This is a genomic window from Niallia sp. HCP3S3_B10 (assembly GCF_052064465.1).
Classification (GTDB): domain Bacteria; phylum Bacillota; class Bacilli; order Bacillales; family Cytobacillaceae; genus Niallia; species Niallia hominis.
In genome coordinates, this window is sequence record NZ_JBQHVO010000045.1 from 19,481 (window position 1) to 44,133 (window position 24,653).

The window sequence follows — 24,653 nt, forward strand, 5'->3', positions numbered from 1 at the left end:
TATGACAATGGATATTCCTGCTAAAGGCAATACAATTGGGAAATCGGAGTTTAGAACGGTTCCAATTATTGCATCATTTTTAATTGCGGGCTTTATTGGTTTATTTAGTGAAACGGCACTGAATATGGCATTAAAAACAATCATTACGGATTTTAGTATTAACGAAACAACCGTACAATGGCTAACAACAGGTTATTTATTAACACTTGGAATTTTAGTTCCTGTATCTGGTCTTATTCTACAATGGTTTACGACAAGGCAGTTATTTATTACATCTCTTATTTTCTCGATTTCAGGAACAATAATCGGGGCAATCGCGCCAACCTTTACGATTTTAATGATTGCACGTATTGTTCAGGCAATTGGCACAGCGCTATTATTACCTCTTATGTTTAATACAATTCTTGTATTAATCCCACCGCATAAGCGCGGAAAAGTAATGGGAATGATGGGGTTAGTTATTAGTTTTGCTCCGGCAGTGGGGCCAACTATTTCTGGGCTAATTCTTCGCTCCCTAACTTGGCATTGGATTTTCTGGATTTCATTGCCACTTCTCTTGGTTGCTCTTGTTTTTGGTAGTATATTTATGCAAAATGTAACAACATTAACGAAGCCGAAGATCGATATTTTATCTATTGTATTGTCAACAATTGGATTCGGTGGCATTGTTTATGGATTTAGTAATGCAGGAGAAGGCGGCGGATGGGGAAGCATAGAAGTGATTACTTCTATTGCTATCGGACTAATAGCATTAATTTTGTTTGCTATTCGCCAAGTAAGAATGGAGCAGCCTATGATGAATTTAAGTGCATTTAAATATCCAATGTTTGTTATAGGATTAGTGCTTGTAATCATGATTATGATGGTGATGCTTTCATCCATGATTTTATTGCCATTATATTTACAAAATGTTCTAGCATTAAGCACGTTCACTGCAGGATTGCTACTTCTGCCAGGCGGTCTAATCAATGGATTGCTTTCACCAATTATGGGCAGTCTTTTTGATAAATTCGGGCCAAAATGGCTAGTTATTCCAGGTCTTGCGCTAGCGACACTTGCATTATTCGGATTCTCAACGATTGATATTGATACATCATCAGGCTTTATCATTGTTCTTCTGATTGTATTAATGATTGGTGTCTCCATGGTAATGATGCCGGCACAAACAAATGGTTTAAACCAATTGCCGCCTGAATTATATCCACACGGAACAGCAATTATGAATACTTTGCAGCAAGTTGGTGGTGCAATCGGAACAGCAATTGCTATTTCTCTTTTAGCTTCAGGTTCTGCTGAATATTTAAGTAGTACAACAAATTTAACAAATCCGTTAAATCCATTGCTTGCTTTTACAGCAGGTGTCCAAAAATCATTTAGTTTTGCTATTATTGTGGCCATCATTGGTCTTGTTCTATCATTCTTTATCAAACGAGTGAAAGTAGATCATCCATCACATTAATACAACAATGATTTAAATAAAAGCTGTTTTTAAAGATTGTTGTTTTTCAATAGGAAAAAGCACCACAACCTAGAATATGAAAAAGGTGAGAAAGTCCGAGACTGCAGAAGTGAACGAGAAGCGGCACGTCCCACGTTCCATAGAATATGAAGTGTATTCATAGCAACAATCTTTATGAAAGCGGCCAAAGAAAAAAATCGATTGGAAGAATCGATTTACACCATTCAGTGTGAATCCTATTCTTTCAATCGATTTTTTATCTATTAAACCATTCCACCATTTACTCGAATTGTCTGTCCAGTAATCCAGCGAGCGTCGTCGCTTACTAGAAAGGCAACAACTTTGGCAATATCTTCTGTTTCTCCAAAACGACCAAATGCATTGAGCCTTTTTAGATTTTCTAGTTGTTCAGGACTTTTGCCATTCATAAACAGCTCAGTGTTTGTAGGGCCGGGAGAAACGGTATTTATCGTAATATTTTTTTGCCCAAATTCCTTTGATAATTGTCTTGTAATCTGTTCAACAGCCCCCTTTGTTGCAGCATACAGGCTATATCCAGGGAACATCATTCCAGCTACAGAGGTAGAGAAATTGACGATTTTTCCATTTGGCTCCATATGTTTAAGTGCTTGCTGGCATGCAAAATAAGTGCCTTTCACATTGATGGAGAAATGGAGATCAAACTCTTCTTCTGTAACATCCCTTAAAGGAATTGTATGCATAACCCCTGCGTTATTAACTAAAATGTCTATTTTTCCGAAATGATGAAGACTTTCTGTAAATAAACGTTCCACTTCTTTGATTTTGCTGACATCTGCTTGAACTGCTACTGCTTCTCCCCCTTTTTGCACGATTGTTGCAACAACTTCTCTTGCTTTCTCAGCACTATTTGCATAGTTGATAATCACCTTAGCCCCTGATTGAGCAAGTTCTTCTGCAAGGCTCCTACCGATTCCTCTAGATGCACCAGTAATAATGGCAACTTTGTCTTTTAACTGATTCATATGATTCCTCCATTAGTTATTTCTTTCATCCTTTAGGATGATGTGAGTTAATTATATATAGGCATGAGATAAGATGGATAGAAGATTCATGTTTAATCTTTGCCTAATTCTCCAAATAAGATGTAAATTGAATGAAAAATCGAAGGAGGATTCATGAAAAATCCACAAAGAGAGCTAATACAATTAATAGAAAAGCATATTAAAATAGATGGCACACATGAAACAAAGATTGACCATTTAAGTATTATTCGAGCTTCTACCTTAGCAGAGCCACTGCATTCTATAATAGAGCCATCGGTTTGTTTCATCGTACAAGGGGCCAAAATAGTCATGCTCGGTGAGGAGATATTTCGTTATAATTCCAGTCAATATCTTATCACATCTGTTCATTTGCCTATTAGTGGGAAAATTACAGACGCTTCGAAAGATAATCCATATTATTGTATAAGGCTTGGATTTACGACGGAACAAATTTTAGAAGCAGTTACTAATCAAAAGGAAGGAGACTCCTTTCCACCTAAAAGGGCAATGCTAGTAAATAAAACTACCCCAGATATGACAGATGCCTTAAGTAGATTGCTGAAGCTTCTCGACTCCCCAAAAGATATTTCTGTGCTTGCACCACTCTATCAAAAGGAAATATTATATCGTATTTTGCAAACAGAGGATGGTTATCAGATGAAGCAATATGCGATTTTAGGAAGTCATTCACAATCCATAAAAGAGGTAATACAAGTGATTAATCATAATTATGCGAAGCCCCTTCGCATAGAGGAATTAGCTAAATCTGCTAATATGAGCGTTTTTTCTTTTCATCATTATTTTAAATTAATTACAGGAATGTCTCCTTTGCAGTTTCAAAAAGTGATTCGATTACAGGAAGCGCGTAGGTTATTGCTTTCTGAAGGATTAGAAGCTGCAGAAGCAGCCTTTCAGGTTGGCTATGAAAGTCCATCTCAGTTTAGTAGAGAATATAGCAAGCTTTTTGGACTACCACCAAAAAGTGATGTAAGGCAATTGCAAATAAATCTTAGTAACAGAAGACCTGCTAATGTGTAATCCAACTAGCAGGTCTTTTTCTTGTTTTATAATTAGTATTTATAATAATAGTTATCATTAATATATATTTTACTAATAATAAAAATTCTTATAAGGTAAGTATGAAGGAACTAATTTAGAAGGAAGGGTCCATATGGAGACGAACGAAAAGGCACAAGTAAAACCAAGTGGATGGATAATGGGGGTTGGAATCACCTTTGTCATTGCTATTTTTGCAAAATATTTAGCAGATGCACTGCCAATCCTATCTATTATGGGACCATTAGTGCTTGCGATATTGATAGGCATGGGTTGGCGGGCAATCTTTGGGTTAAAGGTAAAATTCGAAAAAGGGATAGCATTTTCGAATAAGCAGTTACTGCGGCTAGGAATCATTCTTTTGGGAATGCGACTTAACTTAGTTGATATTTATCACTCTGGAGTAAATGTTGTTATTGTAGCAGTAGTTGTAATTATCTTTACCCTATGTTTTGTATATGGTTTGACTCGATTTTTTAAAGTGGATAAAAAATTAGGAATATTAACCGCCTGTGGTACCGCTATTTGTGGGGCAGCAGCTGTAGTTGCGATTGCTGCTCCATTAAAAGCGAAAGAGGAGGAGACGTCTGTTGCAGCAGCTACTGTAGCTATTTTAGGTACCATTTTTACATTAATCTATACGGCTCTTTATTCTGTTTTACCTTTGACTCCAACAGAATATGGAATATTCGCAGGCAGTACACTTCATGAAGTAGCTCATGTTATCGCTGCAGCTTCCATCGGGGGAAAAACGACGGTGGATATAGCGGTTATTGTAAAATTAACACGTGTCGCCTTATTAGTACCAGTAGCGATTATTATTGGAATGATCTTCTCTGATAAAAAAGAAGGAAGCACATCGAAAAAAATATCTCTTTCTGTTTTCCCTTGGTTTATTTTTGGATTTCTATTTATGAGTGGAATAAATACGCTTGGTATTGTTACGAAAACAATTACTGCAAACTTAGTCGATTCAGCATATATTTTTATTGGGATGGCAATGGCTGGATTGGGGCTCTATGTAGATATAAAAACCTTTAAAAAACTCGGTATAAAACCGTTTATAGCTGGTTTGATTGGTTCAATAGTATTATCTATCTTAGGATATGTACTTGTAAAGCTCCTTTGGTGATGCTAGCCCTGAAGAAAAGGCTGATCTCTAATTAGAAATTACTGAGCATAGAATGAAGAAAGTGAAGTTGTTTTTCTAGACTTTTCCTTTTAAAATAATTATATTATATACCATCTATTCTAATGAAAGGAATTATGGTAAATGAATAATAAAACAAACTTTCTCATCTTTCTTTTAGCGATTAGCTGTGGAGCGGTTGTCGCTAATATTTATTATGCTCAGCCAATTATCCAATTTATTTCTGCAGATCTACATATATCTTCTAATTCTTCCGGACTTTTAACAACTTTAACCCAAATAGGATATGGTGCTGGTTTATTTTTTTTAGTCCCAATGGCAGATTTATACAAAAGTAAGAAAATAATCATCTTACTATTAGGAGTGACAATCCTTTCATTAATTGGCGCTTTATTCTCAACAAATGGCTTTCTCTTTTTGTTCGTTGTTACCATTATTGGGATTGGTGCAAGTGCAGCACAAATGTTGGTTCCGTTAACGATGAAAATTGTACCAAGAGAAGAAGCAGGAAATTATATCGGGAAAGTAATGAGTGGGCTTTTAATCGGAATTATGATTGCGCGCCCATTTTCTATTGCTATTACAGATTGGCTAGGATGGAGAATGGTCTATCTATTTTCTTTTCTGCTCTTAGTTACTATTTTATTATTACTATTAAAATTTTTACCAGACTTTGAAGTAGAATCCAGCCTTGCTATAACCTATCCGGGTTTATTGCGTTCGATGGTAAGAGTATTACTTGATACAGCACCTCTACAGCAACGAGCATTTTATCATGCCTGTGTATTTGCTACATTCAGTCTATATTGGACAGTGATGCCGATACTCTTACGATCTGAGTCTTTGCATTATTCCAATAATGAAATTGCACTCATTGGTTTTGTTGCCATTGCAGGTGCATTATTGACACCTTATATTGGGAAGTTAGCAGATAAAGGATATATTTATATAATGACAAATGTTTCAATGGGGCTAGTTATTTTTTCTATCCTTCTCCTCTTTTTTGTAAAGGACCATTCTTATATAAGTATAGGTCTTATCGTAATCTCAGGAATTGTGCTAGACATCGGTGTATCAGGTAATATGCTATTAGGACAAAAGGTTATTTATAGCTTAAACCCATCAATCAGGAATCGATTGAACGGTTTATATATGACAATCTTCTTTTTAGGAGGAGCCTTTGGTTCCTGGATTGGAAGCTATAGCTATTATCAATTTAGTCCAGAAATTTCCCTGCTTTTTGCTATTGCCTTTCCGATACTTGCGCTTATAGTTCATATGTGGAAAGGGAATAGTACTTCTCATCTGTCTACAATAGCGTAAAATTGAAAACACGATAAAAAAATGCTGAGGACATAATAAGTATTCCAGCCGAAGAAAGCCAACCATTCACACGAATAGTTTCGTATGGATGGTTGGTTATTTTTAATAGAAATAACCAATTTAAAGCGTCATAATGTATAGCTAAATTAAAAAATGTCCATACGCTATTATATTTCAAAAGAATGGTATAAGCGCGATATAATATATAATAGAAAAATAGAGATAGATCTTTGGAGAGAAGGGGTCAAAATGGTAGGTGAAAGAATAAGGCAGCTGCGAATACATAAACAGTTAACGCAAAAAGAGCTTACGGAAGGGATATGTTCCATCACTTATTTAAGTCGAATTGAAAATGGACAAATTAATCCTTCTGCAGAGTTTCTAAGAAAAGTTTCGAAAAGACTAGGGTATGATTTAACCGAGTTAAGTAGCCCGAATAGAGACGAAAAAACGTTGGGAATTGTAGAAAGTTATAAGCAGAAAGGAGAAATAACAGAAGAAGATCTCTCTTATTTACATATACAAACGCTAGAATTGAACTCTACAAAAGTAAACCTTCACCTTTATGGTGTACTGTTACGGTACTATACGACAAAAGGTGAAATAGAGCAGGCAAGAAGTATTTATAGCCTATCCAAACGATTTATTTCAGGAGAAATGAGTGAAGGGTTAGAGGATGAATACTTTTACTATTTTCTGGCGTGTGGAAACTTCTTTTACTATCTTCAAGATTTTAATTATTCGGTTCATTATTATACAAAGGCAGATCATTTATTAAAAGAAAGGGATAGTCTGGATGCTGCAAAGCTTTATTATAATCTTAGTTTGATAAAGCAAAGAACTCACGCAAATCAAGAAATTAGTATGTATTATTCTAATAAAGCATATGAGATTTTTGAAAAATATGAGGAAAAAGAATATATCATTACTGCATTAATTACATTAGGCGTTCAGTATCAACTAAATAATGATTTAGATAATTCAATGGAATGTTTAAAAAAAGCAGAGCGTATTATCATAGAAATGGAAGGACATGAAAAACTTACTAGCTTCAAAGGGATGATACAGCATAATATAGGGAGAGTCTATGAAAGAAAAAAGGAATATGGGTCAGCGATTAACTATTATTTAAATAGTATTAATATTTTTGAAGACCCTTCATTAGATTTACAAATTGTTCACCCACTAAGAAGATTAGTGGAAATCTATATTGAACTAAAAGATTGGGTACTAGTGGATAAATATTTAGAAAAAGCATTAACGATTACAGAAAAATTTCAGCTTAAGCATGACAATATTTTATTATGTTTATTAAGGTTATCAGTGAAGAAATTACAGGGAAATGAAAGTTTATATGAAAAAGGAATGCAAAAAATGCTAGATTCTGCTATTCATTTAAATCAAGGAATTTTGATTAAAAGAATTACGAAAGAGCTTGGTAATCATTTTTATGATAAGAAAGCATATAAAAAGGCTGCCGACTATTTAATGAAGGCGCTAGAATATGAGGAATGATTTAGCAGATAAGTAGTAAAATTGCAGGTTAAAATTACTTATTAAATGATAGAAAAAATAGTATAATTTTACCTATTTTTATAAATAGGTTATTTGAGATAAACTTTCATTAACAAATACAAATAGATAAAAGAAATGGAGTGTTTCAAAGAATGAAAAAAATGATAGTATCTATAGTTGTTCTCGTTACTTTAACATTGGGAGTAAATCTTGGCAATGCATTAGCAGGACATGAATGCCAACCTGGGGCACTTAGTATTGGAAACCAAGAAACGGAGTAACAGATTAATGATGGAGATGAATAATCAATTAATGCAACGGATATTTGGAACCTATCAAGATCAAATGAATCGAGATTATTTACAACCATCAACTTCTCATATTGTCTCGTGTTCCATTGAAAAACATCATAAAAACATAGGGAAAACACAAAATTCCCTTTTTCACAAAAATACGCTTGCGCAGATTTTATTTGAGGTATTTGACAAGTTTGAACCAGAATTTATTCAAGCTATATCGCCCTTGATTATTAAATTGAACCAAGATGTTGTTACAGGAATACCTAATAATGGAGTTTATAAGTTAGACGCAGATAATGAAATTTTTGTGCAACTAGACCAGATTGAGAGTAATCAATTTCAAGAGGTTGCAGTCCATCAAAAGCAGCTTGGTATCAAGTCTAATTTAGGAATTTCTTATAAACTTTTAAGAAAAGATAAAGAGACATTGGATACCTTAATTAAGGTAATGAAACAGCTAAATTACTTCCTATCCTTGCATGGAGGAGTAGAATCTACTATTGCAATAGCGGATTTTGTATCAGAACACCAAGAGAAAAAGTTATTATTGCCCCCTTATATTTTTATACAGTGGTTGTACCCCACAAGTAGTTTTAGAGATTCATATATCTCTTAGTAGGAAAAATGAATAGTTATCAGGTTAAAAAGGCGAGCATTGGTAAATCGCCTTTTTTCTTATGAGTAAAATCCTGAGGTTTGTTATAGAGACAAATATTTAGGTGTGTATAGGGGAGAATGTATGGTTACTTAGACTGAAGTTTTAATTTTCAAAATATTACAAATTATAATTGACCTCCATAATGAGGGGCAGTATAATAACTTTATGTTATAAGAAGTAACATCTAATGACTTTCATCCATTTTTTGATTTTGTTTTTGTCAGAAAATATAACATTTTTTTGTTGTGTACATGCTATATACATAATAAGGGGGAAAACAATGCGAAAATGGTGGATGTTAAATGTGTCAGTACTTGTAGTATTAGTGCTATTGCTTAGTGGTTGTGCAGGCTTTAGCTCAAGTGAAGAAGAAAAATCTAGCAATGAAGAAGTTAGTTCATTGAATCTGGCATTAGAATCAGATATACCAGATTTAAATCAAACGAAATCAACGGATGGAACATCTTTTACCATCTTAAATAATGTACTTGAAGGGCTTTATCGACTTGATAAGGATAATAAACCTCAACCTGCTATGGCTGAAAGTGTAGATATATCAGAGGATGCATTAACCTATACCTTCCATTTAAGAGAGGGAATTAAATGGAGTAATGGAGAACCTGTTACAGCAGCAGATTTCAAATATGCTTGGTTAAAAACGTTAGATCCTGATACAGCAAGCGAGTATGCTTTCATTATTGCTCAGTTTGTAAAAGGAGCAGCAGAATATAATGCTGGCGAAGCAGATGAATCAGCTGTTGCGGTAGATGCACCAGATGATAAAACACTGGTTGTGACATTAAACCAGCCTACGCCATTCTTTCTTGATTTAACTACATTTGTAACTTATTTCCCACTAAATCAAAAGTTTGTGGAAGAAGTGGGGTATGACAAATATGCACTGACAGCAGACAGCATTCTTTATAATGGCCCCTATGTATTAACCTCTTATGATCAAGGAACAGGCGTTTCATTAGAAAAAAATAAAGAATATTGGGACAGGGAAAATGTCGCAGTAGATAAAGTAAATTTAGATGTTATTAAAGAAGCAAGTACCGCACTAAATTTATATGATTCTGGGAAACTTGATAAAGTTTATTTACAATCATCGGATGTAAATAGTTATAAAGATAAAGAAGGCTATGGAACAGAAACGATGTTCCGTACTTATTTTACACAAGTGAATTTACAAGAAAAACCATTTGATAATGAGAAAATTAGACAAGCATTTCAATTAGCATTCGATCCGAAAATTTTAACAGACACTATTTTAAATAATGGTTCCCTGCCTGGAACAGGGGTAGTTCCTTCTGGAATTAGCGGAAATAGTTCCTCCACTTATCGTGAAATTGCAGGTGATATTTTTACACCAGATCCTGCTAAAGCAAAAGAGTTGCTTGAAGAAGGAATCAAAGAGAGTGGAGAGTTACCGCCTATCGAACTATTGGCATCAGATGATTCTGTTTCTAAAGATACGGCTACATTTTTACAAAGTGAATTTAAGAAGAATTTAGGGGTAGATGTTTCCATCGTCACGAAGCCGTTTAGTGGAAGATTGGAAGCGATGCGTGAGGGAGATTTCATGATTGCGGTAAATAGATGGGGAGCAGATTATAATGATCCGATGACGTTCATCTATGAATGGTTTGGACAGCCAGCTTCCGCATCACGAGGCTATTTTGAAGACAGCAAGTATCAAGAATTAGTACTAGCTGCTCAAAAAGAAACAGATGTAGATAAACGTATTGATTTATTTATCGAGGCAGAAAAAATACTGATTGATAAAGGGATTGTTGGTCCACTTTACTTTGATGGCAGAGCATATATGATCAATCCTAAAGTAAAAGGGTTAGAATTACCGCCTGGTGGTTCACTAGAATTAAAGTATGTAACAATTGAAAAATAAACATGGAGGAGTTAGGAGGGATATTTTTCCCTCCTAATCTATTAGATTGTTCTCCAACTAGTTAAGGAGGAACTTCTTTAGAAGAAACTAAGTATCTTTTCATGGGAAGAGGTGTTTTTATGGGGAAATTTATTGGCATAAAAATCTTAAATATAATCATTACATTATGGATTATTGCAACAATCACTTTTTTTCTGATGAAGCTGTTGCCGGGCTCTCCTTTTAATGAAGAAAAATTATCGAGTCTCACTGATGAAGCAAGAATGGAGTTTCTTGCAAAATATGAATTAGATAAGCCTGTTTATGTACAATATGGAAAATACTTAGTGAATCTAGTAAAAGGGGATTTAGGAATTTCCTATTATTACAAAGGACAGTCGGTTAACGAGCTTTTATCTAGTCGTATTCTCCCTTCTGCATTCCTTGGTGTGCAAGCTATCATACTTGGATTATCTATTGGGTTAATTCTAGGGATGATTGCAGCTTTAAAGCATAATACGGTTTGGGATTATGTCACGATGTTCGTTGCAGTAATTGGTGTTTCTGTTCCCAACTTTGTATTTGCTGCCCTATTGCAATATGTAGTTGCCTTGAAATGGGGGTTGTTTCCAGTGGCGTTTTGGGAAGGATACGATAGTTCTATTCTTCCATCGATCGCCTTATCTTTAATGATTATCGCACTTGTTTCCAGGTTTACGCGAACAGAAATGCTAGATGTTCTGCAGCAAGATTATATTTTAACTGCTAAGTCGAAAGGGCTCAGCCAATGGGGAGTTATTATCAAACATGCTGTTCGAAATGCGATGATTCCAGTTATCACGATTCTCGGGCCGGTTGCGGTTAGTATTTTAACTGGTTCATTGGTTATTGAAAATATCTTTAGTATTCCTGGTATTGGTAGTCTCTTTGTGGACTCTATTAAGTTTAATGATTATACAACCATTATGGGAGTAACACTATTTTACAGTGCCTTTTTTATTCTAACAATGCTTGTTATCGATCTATTATATAGTGTGATAGATCCAAGAATTCGAATTAGCGGATTAAAGGGGTGAAGATAAATGGCAGAACCAAATCGTAAAATAGATCAGCTGCCCGATGAACTTTTCGAAGTCGTTGGAAGGAAACAGGAGGAGCTAGAACAAATATCGCAGCACTCTTTTTCTTTTATGAAAGATGCTTGGATTCGTATAAAAAAGAACAAGGCGGCTATTGCTAGCTTAGTTGTTTTATTACTAATTCTTTTGCTTGCGATTTTTGGCCCCTATCTGAACGGCTATACCTATTATCAAACGGATTATGATAAAACCTATCAACCTCCTAATGGAGAACATTGGCTTGGGACAGATAAGTTTGGAAGAGATCAATGGACAAGAATTTGGGAAGGGACCAGAATATCTTTATATATTGCCCTTTTAGCTAGTGTTCTTGACTTAGCAATTGGAGTAACCTTTGGTTCGATTTCTGCATTAATCGGTGGGAAAGTGGATAGCTTCATGCAGCGAGTTATTGAAATTCTTATGGGAATTCCCCACTTAGTTATTGTCATCCTATTAATCATGATGATGAAACCGGGGATTTTTACCATCACGGTTGCGATGGTTATTACAGGTTGGGTTAATATGGCTAGGATTGTAAGAGCACAGATTTTAAAATAAAATCAAGAGTTCGTTCTTGCTGCCCGTTCTTTAGGAGCAGGCAATAAACGTATTATTGTCAATCACATGATTCCTAATACGATTGGCTTAATTATTATTAATATGATGTTTACCATTCCGAGTGCTATTTTTACTGAAGCATTTTTAAGTTTTATTGGACTAGGATTACAAGAACCGGCAGCTTCCCTTGGAGTTTTGATAAATGATGGTTTCCACTCCATGCGGAATCAATTTTATTTATTGATATATCCGGCTATTGTCATCACCGGATTAATGGTGAGCTTTAATCTTTTAGCAGATGGATTAAGAGATGCTTTTGATCCCAAATTGAGAAAGTAGTTTCAGAGCGCAGTACATAATGAAGAAGATAGACTTTTTGGGGAGGCATAGAAAATGGAGACAATTTTAGAAGTGAAGGATTTACATATTTCCTTTAAAACATATGCCGGGATAGTTCAAGCAATTAGAGGAGTTGATTTCACTTTAAAGAAGGGGGAAACATTAGCAATTGTAGGAGAATCTGGATCAGGAAAATCTGTGACGTCAAGAGCGATAATGAAATTGTTACCAGAAGGAATCTCGAATATCAGTAAAGGAGAGATTTTATTCTATGGGCAAGATTTAGTTTCCTTATCTGAAAGAAAAATGCAAAACATACGTGGTTCGGAAATTTCGATGATTTTTCAGGATCCAATGACTGCCCTTAATCCAACGATGAAAGTTGGATTACAAGTAGTAGAAAGCGTCAGAAAGCATCGGAAAATAGCCCAAAAGGAAGCAAAGAAAATTGCATTAGAACTATTTGAGCTAGTTGGAATCCCCAATGTTGAGCTTAGATATAATCAATATCCACATCAATTTTCAGGCGGTATGCGACAAAGGATAATGATTGCATTGGCATTAGCTTGTAATCCGAAAATTTTAATTGCAGATGAGCCGACTACTGCACTAGATGTTACTATTCAAGCACAAATTCTTGATCTATTAAAAGATATACAGAAGAAAACAGGTACTGCAATCATATTAATTACACATGATTTAGGAGTTGTTGCTAATATTGCAGACTCTGTTGCTATTATGTATGCCGGGAAAATTGTTGAAAAAGGAACGGTTGATGAAATATTTTACGACCCAAGGCACCCTTATAATTGGGGGTTGTTAAGTTCAATGCCAAACTTAGATACAAAAGGAGAATTAATCTCTATTCCAGGATCACCACCTAACTTAATGAACCCTCCAAAGGGTGATCCATTTGCTGCAAGAAATGAATACGCTATGGCTATTGATTATCAATTAGAACCGCCAATGTATCAAATTACTGATACACATTATGCAGCAAGTTGGTTACTGCATGAAAAAGCTCCTAAAATTGCTCCTCCTGTTAGTGTAAATGAAAAGGGAATTTCGTTAGTTCAGAAATCTGTGGAAATAGAAGAAAGTAGGGAGAAGCGTTTTCTTTCTAGTGAACCAATTATGGAAGTGAATAATCTTAAAAAATATTTCCAAATAGATAAAAATCAAACACTAAAAGCAGTAGATGATGTTAGCTTCCATATTATGAAAGGGGAGACACTTGGGCTTGTCGGTGAATCAGGCTGTGGAAAGTCTACAACAGGCAGAACCATATTAAAGTTATATGAGGCAACATATGGAGAGGTTATTTTTCAAAAAAAGAAAATTAATGGTAATGTAAGGAATGAAGAAAAAAAGGCAATTCATCGGAAAATGCAAATGGTATTCCAAGATCCATATGCATCTCTTGATTCTCGAAAAACGGTGGAAGATATAATTGCTGAAGGAATGGATATTCATCAATTATATCAGACGAAAGAGGAAAGAACGGAAAAGGTGAAAGAGTTACTGGAATTGGTTGGTCTTCCAAAAGAGCATGCGAGTAGATATCCCCATGAATTTTCAGGTGGACAACGACAACGGATTGGAATTGCTCGTGCCTTAGCAGTAGATCCAGAATTTCTAATATTAGATGAACCTATTTCTGCCTTGGATGTATCTATTCAAGCACAAGTAGTCAATTTATTGAAAAAGCTCCAAATGGAAAAAGGATTAACTTACTTGTTTATTGCCCATGATTTATCAATGGTGAAATATATCAGTGACCGAATAGGCGTGATGTATTTAGGGGGCCTTGTAGAGCTTGCTCCTGCAGAGGAGTTATATACTGAACCATTCCATCCATATACAAAGGCATTATTATCTGCAATCCCAATCCCAAATCCTAAAGTGGAACGACGGAGAGAGCGTATTGTATTAAATAGTGATCTTCCAAGTGCGATTGCTCCCCCAACAGGGTGCCGATTTCGGACTCGATGTCCGATTGCTACAGAAAAGTGTCAGGAAGTACCGGAGTGGAGAGAGGTAAAGGAAGGTAGATGGGTTGCTTGTCATTATAGTGAGGCGATGAAAGTGATGGTTTAAAAAGCAAGGAAGCAGGGGGATTTTATGTTTCCTTGCTTTTTTTTTGATAGAATGGAAACTTTTTTCAATACGTAAAAAGAGGAAGAATGTTTCCCTAAGTATTCCGATAGATACAATGTAGTAGCTTAAAACAAAAAATCCCGTCTTAATAGGGACACAAAATCCATCATAATTTTGTAATTGTGTATCCATTTTCAATCGAATAAGATAGTAGCATAGAGATTAGAAAAGAGGTGAAGTAATTCGTGAGTGAGGTCATGAATGAGCGTCATCAAATGATTCTTAATATCTTAAGAAAGGAGAAATGTTATGTAACAGCTGCTGAGTTAGCGGAAGTACTAGAAGTTTCCAAAAAAACAATTTATAGAGATATCCAACAAATAATTGATGCAAATTCAATGCCGTTTCGGATAATAAAAAAAGAAAATTTTGGTTATTATTTAGAAAATAATAAGAAAATACTAGAAAGTGAAACTACAGTATTTGATTATCCAGATGAACGTCGTTTGAATCTATTATTATTCCTTCTGTCGATTGCACCCTGTAAAACCTCAATTCAGAAAATATCAGAGAAATACATCGTAAGCCAAAGTTCTATCCTCAATGACTTTAAACATATTGAAAAAGAATTAATGCCATATAACTTAAGACTAATAAGAACAAATGAAGGAACATTTATAAAGGGAGATAAACTATCGATTTATCGGTTAATGGCGGTGATTATTGAAAAATACTTAACTCAAATGGGAGATCCTTTTAGTCAATATGATATTCCTGATTCTATAAAAAAAGTAAAAGTGAAAAATAATAATTTATTAAAAATTAAGAAATTACTACATGATATACAAGTACAGCATGATTTAAGTTTAGATCAGCCCTATTATTTAACATTATTTTGTTCCCTTCTCTCGATCATAGAAAAACAAAGGAATAAGCTTATATTAAACGAAGAAGTAGTATTTGAAGAGATAGATAATAACGCTAGTATCTATTATGTATGTAAAGATTTGGTTGATGATATAGAAAAGTGCTTTTCTATCCAATTAAAAGCATATGATATTTATTCTCTATACTATATTTTGAAAGCGCATAAACTTAATTCACGCTTTTTATTGAATCAAGATACAGAACATTACCAAAATGAACAGGTAATTCTTTTAGCAAATAGGTTAATAGCGAGAGTTACAGAGAATAGTTGGTACCAATTTGATACAGATGATGAGTTATTTTATTAGAAAGATTAAATTTGCACATGCATGCAATGATATATAGACTAAGTCATCGGATATATATTATTAATCCAATTTTAAAGTCGATTAAATCTAACTTTACCAATATATTTGGCTTAATAAAGGTTAGCATAAATGAGTTAATAGAAGAAGGGCATTGGGTGAGGTATATAACGGATGAAGAAATCGGCTATATTACTTTATATTTTCAGATATCTTATGATGATCATTTTGCTAACCAGATTCCTTTATTAATAGAATGTACAAGTGGAATTGGTACTTCTCATTTGTTAAGTGAAAAAATAAGAAGAACTTTTCCTGATATCCATATAAAGAAAATTATAGCTCAACAACGAATAAAACAGACAGACTACGAAGATGTAGAACTAGTGATTTCGACTGTGAAAACACATAGTATTATTGATAAACCAACCATTCTTGTGAGTCCTATTTTAAACCAAGAAGATAAATTTAAAATAGATCAATTCATTAAGGACTACTACAACCAACAAAGTAATAACGGTTGAAAATGGAAAGATAGGAGAGTGTAAAGTGGACATGAGAATAGAAGAATTGGATTTTAATAGGGTTGTAACTGAAGACCTTATAGACTTAAATTTACAAGGCAATACGAAGGAAGAAGTACTTAACGAGTTAGCCGAGTTATTATTTAAAAACGGTTGTATTTCTAATAAAGAAGGATTTATAAAGGATGTGATGTTTCGCGAAAATGAAGGAGTAACAGGTCTAGAAAAGGGGGGAGCCATCCCCCATGGCAAATCTGAGCATGTATTAAAGACATCCATTGCAATTGGTAGAACAAAAACATTAATAGAATGGGAATCACTAGATGGGAATCCTATTAATATTATTATCTTATTTGCAGTCAAAGACACTGATAGAACAACTATTCATATAAAATTATTGCAAAAGGTCGCTGTCTTGTTAGCTGAAGAAGAGACAATTGCAAAGTTTCAAACACTTCAAACGAAGAGTAAATTTTTAAAGGTATTAACTAAAAATTAATAATAAGGGAAAATCTTGATAAATACTTTTTTATTGGAGGAGGATTAGGATGAATATTGTTGGAATATCTGCGTGCACTTCTGGAATTGCCCATACGTATATAGCTAAAGAAAAATTGATAAAAGCTGGTCAAGAAATGGGACATAAGGTTCGAACTAAATCCTACATGAATAGCCCGCATAATATCGTCCAAATTCCCACCGTGATCTAAATGTAGCACAAATGGGACATGACTATTCTTTATTCTTGATAACACATAAGCAAAGAACTCATCCTTTACAAAATCCAATTCAGTTGGATGTACAGCAATAATAGTTGGAGAATTATTACTTTCTGCCTCTTCTACTACTACTCTAAGAAAATTACTATCCGCTACATTGAATGCTCCAACAGCAAATTGATGTTTTTGCGCAACTTCTAATAATTGCTTCATATTTAATAACATAATATACTCCTCTTTTCCTTAATTTTATAAAGATTTCCCTTCAGATCCTGCCACTTGAATATAATATTTAACTAAATCTTTCCCAGTAGCGATGGTCTGATGGGAGCATGTGAGTGGTACCATTGAAGGAAAGTCCAATAATGGAAGAATATCCATGAAAACAACTACATTAAATCAACCCATTCAATTAGAAACGAATAATGGATGAATCGAAATTGAAACAGAAAATGAGCCGACAAATGTCACTTTTGTTGTCCAAGTCGATAACGGTAGCATTAACATTTTGGATAAATATAAAGGAAGCACAGTGATTGGCAATGGAGAGAATCTGGTAAAATTGAAAACGAATAATGGAAAAATTCAGGTGTTAAAATAATATAAGCATTTTTAAAAAAATAGATTGATTAATTGATTTTCTAAAAGGGCAACTTTATTCAGAAGTTGTCTATTTTGTATGTTCAGAAAAGTATTGGAACATCTTTTATAAAAAATACTTATTTAAGAAAATTGGTATCGTATACAAACTATATAAAAACTAAATGTCTCCGATATATAGTAGGTACATAGCTAAGAAATAAATGATAATCAAAATAGCTTTGTGAAAAGGCAAGTAAAACTCAGGGGGATAAAATGAAAATAAAATATCAATTAGCGCTAATTTTCTTCATTTTAATTATATCTATTTTAGGAATAGGCATATATACCAGTACTAGTCTGCAAGCTTTACTAACAAAAAGTAAAGAGCTTACGAATGCAAAAGAGATGCAGCGTCTTGTTACGCATTTGCAATATCGTATTGCTGGAATTTCTAATGATGAACGTGGCTTTCTTCTTACAGGCAATAATGAATATATCGATGGAATCAATAGCAAAAAATCGGATATAAATGAAACTTTGAAAACAATGGAAAATCTATCGAATTATCGTGTATATGAAGAAGGGATCAAGGCTTTTAACTCTAGTCTTCAATCGTATTTAACGACAAGTGATCAAGTGTCCACGGTTTATAGGGAGGATAAAGCTTCAGCAGAAAAGCTCCATTTTGAGGATTTACGTACATTGAGAAAAGAAGTACTAGATCCAGCTGTGAATGAATTAGTAGAACATATCAATCAAGATGTCATTCTACTTGAAGAACAAAATCAAAATAATAGTGAAATAACAAAAATGATATTGATCGTTATTATTATTATTGCAACTAGTTTAAGTATCGTTTTAGGCTTTATTTTACTCAAATCTATTTTGGGTCCATTAAATAAAATAAATAGTCAATTGCAAAATATCGCATCCGGTGAAGGTGACTTAACACAAAGAGTGTACGTAAATGGGAAAAATGAATTCGGTCATTTAGCAAATTCGTTTAACACATTTGTTGGATCGCTTCAGATGATGATAGGCAGTGTAGGTCAAACTTCTAAAAACGTGGCACTTGCATCAGATGAATTAGCTTCTAGTATGGAACAATCAACTGTAGCTGCAGAGCAGGTGGCGTATGCTATACAAACCATTGCAGAGAATGGAAATAAGCAAGATTCACTTACTCAAAACAGTTTAATAGAGGTTAATAATTCCTTGGAAAATATTAAGCATGTAGCAAATACCGCTAGTGAAGTTGCCACTGAGTCCCTACTTATTAAAGAAAAAGCAAAAGATGGGGAATTAGCGTTGGTAGAAATGCAAACACAGATGGAGGCAATTCATGCATCTGTTGACTTGGCTGGCGATGGGTTAAAGTCCCTTGTTTTAAGTACAAATGAAATCGATCAGGTACTAGCAAGCATTGAAGATATATCAAATCAAACGAATTTGCTAGCATTAAATGCATCGATTGAAGCAGCAAGAGCAGGAGAACATGGAAAAGGCTTTGCAATTGTTGCAGAAGAAGTCCGAAAACTTTCAGAAATGACAGGTACTTCAGTTGGTCAAATTCATTCACTTATTAGCTCGATTCATAATCATTCCAATACGACGGAAAAAAATATGTCATTAGTAAAAGAAAATGTAGATGCTGGAACGAAATTATCTGATACTACAAATGAACATATAAAGGAAATCCTAGATCGTGTAGAATCCATCGCAGATCATATTAAAAAGATGGCTGAAACAACGCAAGAAATTACGGCAGAAGTTCAAGAGGTACAAGAGTCTGTTGGGGAAATTGCTCATACTTCTCGTGAAACGTTAGAAAAAACAGAGAGTGTTGCTGCAGCAACAGAAGAGCAAACCGCTTCCTTCCAAGAAATATCAAGCTCAAGTATTGCATTATCTAAAATGTCAGAAGAACTTCAGCAATTAGTCTCTCGATTTAAAATTTAAGGAAGAACACTTTTTATTTTAAAAGTAACTTTTTTTAGAAATAAAAGAAGAGCACTTTTTGTGACTTCTCATTTATTAATTTAAATTTAAGGCTGTTTTCTAAAAGATTGTTGTTTTTTCAATAAGAAAAATAAATTAATTAATTAGAAATACTTAGCAGCCTGAATACATGTTGACTCCCATGGGATTAGCGAGGAAGGTGTGGCCACACAGGCGAAGCTGAGGAGGATCAAGCGTAGCCCCATGGAAAGCAAAGTAGGGCACTGAAAAAGTATAGTATTTCCAAATTAAATAAGAATTTATTTATTTGAAAGCGAATATTAATGGTTTGGAGAGGTGACCGCTTGACTCCTATGGGAGATGCGAGAAAGTCCGAGACCCTGCAGGAGCGTGAGCTGTGAAGCGGCTCGGCGCTCGCCCCAATGAGTCATGTGGGCACCTCGGAAAACAAATTACACATCTAAGATTACACATCTAAGATTACACATCTAAGTTTAAAAGGCGGTTACGACCAATCATTAGTTTTTCAGTGGTCTCAATCGAAGTGTATTAAGGCTGTGGGTCATAGCAAGAACCTTTACGAAAACAGCCGAATTTAATTAAAAGAAATGGCTATTTGCCTGAATAAAAAACTGGGACTGCTGATAATTATAAGTGACTTTTGAAAAGTCAAATGGCTGGCCATTCGTTAAATGAAAGATGCTTTCTACTAATAATTTAGGGGCATCTTTTTCTAATCCTAAAAAAGCTGCTTCTTCCTCATTTAACTTATCCACTTGTAAATAGACATCAGAAAAACCAACTTTTAATCCCAATCCTTCTGTTATGTAATGGAAAATGGATTCAGAAACGATTTCTTTATTTAGATAGGTAATGATCGATTTATTATACCAAGACTCCTCTAAGCAAAGGGTTTGTCCGTTTATATAGCGGATTCTTTTCACATAATAAACATCCTCGTTAAGTTCCATATTTAAATTAATGGAGACTTCTTCTGTTGGTTTTCTTACCTCTAATTCAATTATCGTCGAAGTTAGTACATAATCTTCTAAATCCTTTTTAAATCCTTGATTCGAAAGTAAGCTAATATAGCCTTTTCGATTTTGCCTTCTTACAAATATACCGCTGCCCCTTACCTGAAAAATAATCCCTTTTTTTTCTAAAAGCTCCAAGGTTTTTATAATGGTGCTTTTACTAACCCCATACTGTTTCATTAAAGCCTCAATGACGGGTAGCTTGCTGCCTTGTTTAAGTCCATTTTCTTCAATATATCTTTCTATTTTTTCTGCAATTTGCTGGTATTTTAACATGTACATACCTCAATATCTTTAAACTTTATAGCTGGATTATAGCATATCTGTTATAAAAACTCATTAAAATTAACAGGGTATAAAAATATAATATTGTATTTATAATATTATACCGGTACAATTATAGTGTTGAGGCATGGTGTTTTGAATGTGATACAGAAGAGTAATAAACAAACGAATAATGCATGATAAATTAGAAGGAGGAAGAAGCGATGAGTAAAATGCCAAAGGATTTCCTATGGGGTGGTGCTTTAGCTGCCCATCAATTTGAAGGGGGATGGAACAAGGGAGGAAAAGGTCCAAGTGTTGTAGATGTTATGACAGCAGGTGCTCATGGTGTGCCAAGAAAAATAACAGACACCATTGAAGAAGCACAATTTTATCCGAACCATGAAGCGATTGATTTTTATCATCGATACAAGGAAGATATTGCTTTATTCGCGGAAATGGGCTTAAAGTGCTTACGAACCTCGATTGGATGGAGCAGAATTTTTCCAAAAGGGGATGAGCTAGAGCCAAACGAAGAAGGGCTACGCTTTTATGATCAAGTATTTGACGAATTATTAAAGTATGGCATTCAGCCAGTTATTACGCTATCTCATTTTGAAATGCCGTTACATCTTGCGAGAGAATATGGAGGTTTCAGAAATAGGAAAGTAGTAGACTGTTTCGTGCGATTTGCAGAAGCATGCTTCCATCGCTACAAAGATAAGGTGAAATACTGGATGACATTTAATGAAATTAATAATCAAATGGATGTCTCTGGCCCGTTATTTTTATGGACAAATTCTGGGGTAACCATACAAGAAGGGGAAAATGCAAAAGAGGTAATGTATCAAACCGCCCATCATGAGCTAGTTGCAAGTGCATTAGCTGTGTCTGTTGGGAAAAAAATAAATCCGGATTTTCAAATTGGTGCAATGGTTTCGCATATTCCGATCTATCCATATTCTTCTAATCCAGCAGATGTTATGCTAGCTGAAGAGGAAATGAGACAAAGATATTTTTTCCCAGATGTTCAAGTTCGAGGATATTATCCTAAATATGCTTTAAAGGAATTTGAGAGAGAAGGCTATTCTATTACAATGCATACTGGTGATGAAGATATTTTAAAAAATGGGACAGTGGATTATTTAGGTTTTAGTTACTATATGTCTACAACAGTTAAGAGTGATGTGGCTAATAATAATGCAGGGGACATTGTAAATGGAGCATTGCCGAATGCGGTAGAAAATCCCTTTATCAAAGCAAGTGACTGGGGCTGGTCTATTGATCCGACAGGTCTTCGATATGTATTAAATCGTTTATATGATCGTTATCAAATCCCATTGTTTATAGTAGAAAATGGGTTTGGAGCAATCGATACGGTTGAAGAAGATGGAGCTATCCATGACCAAGAAAGAATTGAGTACTTAAAGGCTCATATTGAAGCTTTAGAAAAGGCTGTTTCGTATGATGGGGTCGATTTGATTGGCTACACACCATGGGGAATTATTGATATTGTATCCTTTACAACAGGAGAAATGAAAAAGCGTTATGGAATGATTTATGTTGATCGTGATAATGAAGGAAACGGATCGATGAATCGTTCAAAAAAGGACTCCTTTTATTGGTATAAAGATGTTATTCAATCGAATGGGGAAAAGCTATAATATGGGAAAAGGAAGAGGATTTTTTTGATTTTCTCTTCCTTTTTTCTATGTTTGTCTATTGCTCCTTCATGAAGTGAGAAGTAAAAAAGGCTCGTTTTAGGGTAAAAATATCATTCCATAATGTCAACAACCCACGACTGAAGTCACGAGGGTTCTCGGCTAAAGCCTAAAGACGATTAATAACTAGGCTCTAATTCATCTATTAAGCTTCCAACATAGGCCACTGCTTTTTGGATTGGTTCTGGTGTGGACATGTCGACATTCGCTAATTTCATTAGTTCAAATGGTTTTAATGTGCCGCCAGCTTTTAGTACTGTTAACCAGCGATCCACTGCTGTTTTTCCTTCCTCTTCAATCATTTGAGAGACAGCAGTTGATGCTGTTAGGCCCGCAGAGTAAGTATATGGATAAAGCCCCATATAATAATGTGGTTGGCGCATCCACGTTAGCCCAGCACCTTCATCTATTTCCACGCTATCTCCCCAGAATGACTTTAAGACTGCGAGGTTTTGCTCACATAAAACTTTTGCTGTGATTGGCATTCCTTGCTCTGCTAACTCATAGATTCTTCTTTGTAATGCACCCTCAAGTATATGGGTAACGAAATTATGATAATATGTGCCTAGCGATTGAAGGATTACCCATCTTCTGATTTGGACATTAGTAGATTTTTTTATAATATGCTTACTCAAAAGCATTTCATTCATTGTAGATGGTGCCTCGACAAAGTAACGGGATGGTCGAGTATTGGAGATAATTTGATTTCTTCCAGCAAGAACGAAATGTCCTGCATGTCCAAGTTCATGGGCAAGTGTAAAAGTATTTCGCATGGAATTATGCCATGTCATTAATATATATGGATGTGCACCATACGGGCTGGAGCAGAAGGCGCCAGAACGTTTCCCATGGTTATCGGCTAAATCTACCCAACGATCCTTTAAACCTTTTTCCATAATCTCCATATACTCTGGACCCATCACATCAAGTGCCTCTAAAATAAGCTTAGATGCTTCTTCATAGGTGATTTCAGGATTATAGGTTGTATCAAGCGGTGCCTTTAGGTCACAATAATGAATTTTATCTAAACCTAAAATGCGTTCTTTTAATCTCGCATATCTCTGCATATGTGGTGCTAATTCTGTGAGAATGGTGTCCAGCTGGTTATGGTACATTTCTTTTGTCACTTGCTGTTCTTGTAAAAGCATATCGGTTACAGATTCATAGTTACGTAGACGAGATTCGATTACTTGATTTTTCACTTCTGTTCCATAGGTAGCTGCATACGTATTTTTATAGCGATTTAGCCCTGCGGTAAAAGAGTCGTATGCTTTTCTTCTAATCTCTTTATCAGCAGATTCTTCATACTTTTCAAAGGAATTGAATGTTAACGGATATTCAGTCCCATTATTTGTAACAAAAGAAGAGAATTCCATATCGGATGTTTTGCTTCTTTGATATATCATATAAGGGGAACCATGGATTTCGCCAAAGGCCGCTAATACTTCTTCTGCTTCTGGTGATAACATATGAGGCTTTGCTTCCATTAGGTCATTTAGTGTTTTGGAGAAAACCTGCAATTCTTCTTCAGATTGCATATATGTATTTATTTCATCATTTGATAGTGTAAGAATTTCAGAATCAATAAACGAAAGGCTTGAACTCACTTTTGCATAGAGTGAAGAAACAATCGCATCGTTCTCTTGATATACAGGATTTGATCCATCTGTAGATTGATTAAGATTTGCATAGGTAATAGCTCTCGTTAATCTTTCATTTAGTGCATCTCGCGCTTTTAAGCATTCCAATAACATTGTAGCATTCTGATGAAACTTGCCTTTAAATTGAGTAACAGTAGGAATACTCTCTTCAATCGATGCTATTTCTTCTTTCCATCCTTCTTCTGTTTCAAATAAATCACGTAGGTCCCAAGTATGTTCTAAAGGAACTTCTGAACGGTAAAGCGTCTTTTCCATCTCTGTATTCATTTTTCATTCTCCTTCTCTAACAAACTATTTCGTTATTCGAAACGATTAGTTTGATTATACAATAAACCTATTAAAAGTGGGAATATTTTGTTTATTTAATTATTACATTGTTATTAAATGAATCAATTTCATAAATTTAACGCTTAGAGCCTCAAGGTCTCAGAGACACAAAAAAAGGAGTACCTCCCCAAAATGTCGAATTTAG

Annotated in this window: 18 protein-coding genes and 4 pseudogenes; 18 read left to right on the forward strand and 4 right to left on the reverse strand. The window is 34.7% G+C overall.

Annotated elements, in window-relative coordinates; all coding sequences use genetic code 11:
• Position 1: 1 nt before the first annotated feature.
• Positions 2-1,459 carry a DHA2 family efflux MFS transporter permease subunit gene (locus tag ACTNDN_RS17515; protein ID WP_035416394.1) on the forward strand — a complete coding sequence of 486 codons (1,458 nt, stop codon included), beginning with the start codon at positions 2-4 and terminating at the stop codon, positions 1,457-1,459.
• Between the two features lie 263 nt (positions 1,460-1,722).
• Here ACTNDN_RS17515 and ACTNDN_RS17520 read toward each other — a convergent pair whose 3' ends face one another.
• On the reverse strand, positions 1,723-2,463 hold the full coding sequence (locus tag ACTNDN_RS17520) for an SDR family oxidoreductase (RefSeq protein WP_031537267.1): 741 nt from the start codon (positions 2,461-2,463) through the stop codon (positions 1,723-1,725).
• A 153-nt stretch (positions 2,464-2,616) separates the two neighbouring features.
• Here ACTNDN_RS17520 and ACTNDN_RS17525 point away from each other — a divergent pair, with 153 nt between their 5' ends.
• The 15 genes and pseudogenes from ACTNDN_RS17525 to ACTNDN_RS17595 form a co-directional block, all read left to right on the forward strand.
• Positions 2,617-3,522, forward strand: coding sequence for an AraC family transcriptional regulator (locus ACTNDN_RS17525; RefSeq protein WP_031537266.1), 906 nt, complete (start codon positions 2,617-2,619; stop codon positions 3,520-3,522).
• A 133-nt stretch (positions 3,523-3,655) separates the two neighbouring features.
• Positions 3,656-4,672: a YeiH family protein gene (locus ACTNDN_RS17530; RefSeq protein ID WP_031537265.1), complete on the forward strand. Its 1,017-nt coding sequence runs from the start codon at positions 3,656-3,658 to the stop codon at positions 4,670-4,672.
• 141 nt (positions 4,673-4,813) lie between these two features.
• Complete coding sequence (locus ACTNDN_RS17535) at positions 4,814-6,013, forward strand: MFS transporter (RefSeq protein WP_235251611.1); 1,200 nt, start codon at positions 4,814-4,816, stop codon at positions 6,011-6,013.
• A 249-nt stretch (positions 6,014-6,262) separates the two neighbouring features.
• Complete coding sequence (locus ACTNDN_RS17540; protein WP_031537264.1) at positions 6,263-7,528, forward strand: helix-turn-helix domain-containing protein; 1,266 nt, start codon at positions 6,263-6,265, stop codon at positions 7,526-7,528.
• A 152-nt stretch (positions 7,529-7,680) separates the two neighbouring features.
• Positions 7,681-7,809, forward strand: coding sequence for a hypothetical protein (locus ACTNDN_RS17545; RefSeq protein WP_268817860.1), 129 nt, complete (start codon positions 7,681-7,683; stop codon positions 7,807-7,809).
• 7 nt (positions 7,810-7,816) lie between these two features.
• Positions 7,817-8,443, forward strand: a complete 627-nt coding sequence (locus ACTNDN_RS17550) for a hypothetical protein (RefSeq protein WP_031537262.1) — start codon at positions 7,817-7,819, stop codon at positions 8,441-8,443.
• Between the two features lie 322 nt (positions 8,444-8,765).
• On the forward strand, positions 8,766-10,391 hold the full coding sequence (locus tag ACTNDN_RS17555; protein WP_031537261.1) for a peptide ABC transporter substrate-binding protein: 1,626 nt from the start codon (positions 8,766-8,768) through the stop codon (positions 10,389-10,391).
• A 119-nt stretch (positions 10,392-10,510) separates the two neighbouring features.
• Positions 10,511-11,446 carry an ABC transporter permease gene (locus ACTNDN_RS17560; RefSeq protein WP_031537260.1) on the forward strand — a complete coding sequence of 312 codons (936 nt, stop codon included), beginning with the start codon at positions 10,511-10,513 and terminating at the stop codon, positions 11,444-11,446.
• Positions 11,447-11,452: 6 nt separating this feature from the next.
• Positions 11,453-12,388 (forward strand): annotated as a pseudogene (locus ACTNDN_RS17565) (ABC transporter permease).
• Positions 12,389-12,442: 54 nt separating this feature from the next.
• Complete coding sequence (locus ACTNDN_RS17570; protein WP_035416393.1) at positions 12,443-14,485, forward strand: ABC transporter ATP-binding protein; 2,043 nt, start codon at positions 12,443-12,445, stop codon at positions 14,483-14,485.
• Positions 14,486-14,730: 245 nt separating this feature from the next.
• A complete protein-coding gene (locus ACTNDN_RS17575; RefSeq protein WP_031537257.1) occupies positions 14,731-15,720 on the forward strand; it encodes an HTH domain-containing protein in 990 nt (329 codons plus the stop codon).
• A 26-nt stretch (positions 15,721-15,746) separates the two neighbouring features.
• Positions 15,747-15,866: pseudogene (locus ACTNDN_RS17580) on the forward strand (hypothetical protein); the annotation flags it as partial.
• A gap of 9 nt (positions 15,867-15,875) precedes the next feature.
• Positions 15,876-16,241: a hypothetical protein gene (locus tag ACTNDN_RS17585; protein WP_031537256.1), complete on the forward strand. Its 366-nt coding sequence runs from the start codon at positions 15,876-15,878 to the stop codon at positions 16,239-16,241.
• Positions 16,242-16,272: 31 nt separating this feature from the next.
• A complete protein-coding gene (locus ACTNDN_RS17590) occupies positions 16,273-16,740 on the forward strand; it encodes a PTS sugar transporter subunit IIA (RefSeq protein WP_031537255.1) in 468 nt (155 codons plus the stop codon).
• A gap of 49 nt (positions 16,741-16,789) precedes the next feature.
• Positions 16,790-16,903: pseudogene (locus ACTNDN_RS17595) on the forward strand (PTS fructose transporter subunit IIB); the annotation flags it as partial.
• Here the strand turns inward: ACTNDN_RS17595 and ACTNDN_RS17600 are convergent.
• Positions 16,862-17,185: pseudogene (locus tag ACTNDN_RS17600) on the reverse strand (class II fructose-bisphosphate aldolase); the annotation flags it as partial. The pseudogenes ACTNDN_RS17595 and ACTNDN_RS17600 overlap by 42 nt on opposite strands.
• A 630-nt stretch (positions 17,186-17,815) precedes the next feature.
• On the opposite strand from ACTNDN_RS17600, the gene ACTNDN_RS17605 reads away from it, so the two are divergent.
• Positions 17,816-19,501, forward strand: a complete 1,686-nt coding sequence (locus ACTNDN_RS17605; RefSeq protein ID WP_031537253.1) for a methyl-accepting chemotaxis protein — start codon at positions 17,816-17,818, stop codon at positions 19,499-19,501.
• Between the two features lie 599 nt (positions 19,502-20,100).
• On the opposite strand, the gene ACTNDN_RS17610 is transcribed toward ACTNDN_RS17605, so the two are convergent.
• A complete protein-coding gene (locus tag ACTNDN_RS17610; protein ID WP_441131637.1) occupies positions 20,101-20,811 on the reverse strand; it encodes a GntR family transcriptional regulator in 711 nt (236 codons plus the stop codon).
• A 212-nt stretch (positions 20,812-21,023) separates the two neighbouring features.
• Between ACTNDN_RS17610 and bglA the strand changes: the two genes are divergently transcribed.
• Positions 21,024-22,463, forward strand: coding sequence for a 6-phospho-beta-glucosidase BglA (gene bglA, locus ACTNDN_RS17615; protein WP_251627669.1), 1,440 nt, complete (start codon positions 21,024-21,026; stop codon positions 22,461-22,463).
• A 176-nt stretch (positions 22,464-22,639) separates the two neighbouring features.
• On the opposite strand, the gene pepF is transcribed toward bglA, so the two are convergent.
• A complete protein-coding gene (gene pepF / locus ACTNDN_RS17620) occupies positions 22,640-24,448 on the reverse strand; it encodes an oligoendopeptidase F (RefSeq protein WP_441131638.1) in 1,809 nt (602 codons plus the stop codon).
• Between the last annotated feature and the right edge of the window lie 205 nt (positions 24,449-24,653).

Bases quoted from the DNA above. Each gene is read 5' to 3' on its own strand.
- ACTNDN_RS17515 (WP_035416394.1), top strand. From the start codon at position 2: ATGACAATGGATATTCCTGCTAAAGGCAATACAATTGGGAAATCGGAG.
- ACTNDN_RS17520 (WP_031537267.1), bottom strand. From the start codon at position 2,463: ATGAATCAGTTAAAAGACAAAGTTGCCATTATTACTGGTGCATCTAGA.
- ACTNDN_RS17525 (WP_031537266.1), top strand. From the start codon at position 2,617: ATGAAAAATCCACAAAGAGAGCTAATACAATTAATAGAAAAGCATATT.
- ACTNDN_RS17530 (WP_031537265.1), top strand. From the start codon at position 3,656: ATGGAGACGAACGAAAAGGCACAAGTAAAACCAAGTGGATGGATAATG.
- ACTNDN_RS17535 (WP_235251611.1), top strand. From the start codon at position 4,814: ATGAATAATAAAACAAACTTTCTCATCTTTCTTTTAGCGATTAGCTGT.
- ACTNDN_RS17540 (WP_031537264.1), top strand. From the start codon at position 6,263: ATGGTAGGTGAAAGAATAAGGCAGCTGCGAATACATAAACAGTTAACG.
- ACTNDN_RS17545 (WP_268817860.1), top strand. From the start codon at position 7,681: ATGAAAAAAATGATAGTATCTATAGTTGTTCTCGTTACTTTAACATTG.
- ACTNDN_RS17550 (WP_031537262.1), top strand. From the start codon at position 7,817: ATGATGGAGATGAATAATCAATTAATGCAACGGATATTTGGAACCTAT.
- ACTNDN_RS17555 (WP_031537261.1), top strand. From the start codon at position 8,766: ATGCGAAAATGGTGGATGTTAAATGTGTCAGTACTTGTAGTATTAGTG.
- ACTNDN_RS17560 (WP_031537260.1), top strand. From the start codon at position 10,511: ATGGGGAAATTTATTGGCATAAAAATCTTAAATATAATCATTACATTA.
- ACTNDN_RS17570 (WP_035416393.1), top strand. From the start codon at position 12,443: ATGGAGACAATTTTAGAAGTGAAGGATTTACATATTTCCTTTAAAACA.
- ACTNDN_RS17590 (WP_031537255.1), top strand. From the start codon at position 16,273: ATGAGAATAGAAGAATTGGATTTTAATAGGGTTGTAACTGAAGACCTT.
- ACTNDN_RS17605 (WP_031537253.1), top strand. From the start codon at position 17,816: ATGAAAATAAAATATCAATTAGCGCTAATTTTCTTCATTTTAATTATA.
- ACTNDN_RS17610 (WP_441131637.1), bottom strand. From the start codon at position 20,811: ATGTTAAAATACCAGCAAATTGCAGAAAAAATAGAAAGATATATTGAA.
- bglA (WP_251627669.1), top strand. From the start codon at position 21,024: ATGAGTAAAATGCCAAAGGATTTCCTATGGGGTGGTGCTTTAGCTGCC.
- pepF (WP_441131638.1), bottom strand. From the start codon at position 24,448: ATGAATACAGAGATGGAAAAGACGCTTTACCGTTCAGAAGTTCCTTTA.